We start from the raw sequence: 704 nt of genomic DNA on the forward strand, positions 1-704 counted from the left end.
TTGAAAGATCCTCGGATTACAGGAAGGAGTGCCCATAAACTGATCGATATCATTATCATTGCCATCTGCGGCATGCTTTGTGGAAGTGACGATTGGGTTGGCATCGAAGCCTTCGGGAAGGCGAAGCACGAATGGTTTAAAACGTTTCTCGAATTGCCCAACGGTATTCCTTCCCACGACACTTTCGGCCGAGTATTTTCCCATATCGATCCGAAACATTTCCAAGAATGTTTTCTGGGGTGGATACAATCAGTGGCGAAAATCTTTGCCGGAGAAATTATCCCGATTGATGGAAAAACAGTACGAAGATCACATGATGCCACCGCGGGCAAGGCAGCTATCCATATGGTCAGTGCTTGGGCCGCAGGCAACGGCCTCGTACTTGGCCAGGTAAGAACTGAAGAAAAGTCAAATGAGATCAAGGCAATACCTGAGCTGTTAAGGCTTCTCGACCTTAAGGGGTGCATTGTCACCACCGATGCGATGGGGTGTCAGAAAAAAATTACCAAACAAATTATTGACCAGGGAGGCGATTATGTTCTTGGCCTCAAAGGCAATCAAGGTTCCTTGCTGACAGCGGTGGAGCAAGTCTTCGCTCAAGCCGACGAGGAAGAATTGAACAGCGCCAAATTTGACTTTTTCATGACGGAAGAGAAAGGGCATGGACGCCATGAAACCCGTTTCCATTATACAACGAACTTTGC

1 protein-coding gene is annotated in these 704 nt (G+C 47.4%); it reads left to right on the forward strand.

What is annotated here, in order from left to right:
• A partial coding sequence (locus tag JWG43_RS17605; protein ID WP_205244258.1) for an ISAs1 family transposase occupies positions 1–704 on the forward strand: 704 nt, incomplete at both ends.

Origin of the sequence: Desulfobulbus alkaliphilus (genome assembly GCF_016918545.1) — a bacterium.
GTDB classification, from domain to species: domain Bacteria; phylum Desulfobacterota; class Desulfobulbia; order Desulfobulbales; family Desulfobulbaceae; genus Desulfobulbus; species Desulfobulbus alkaliphilus.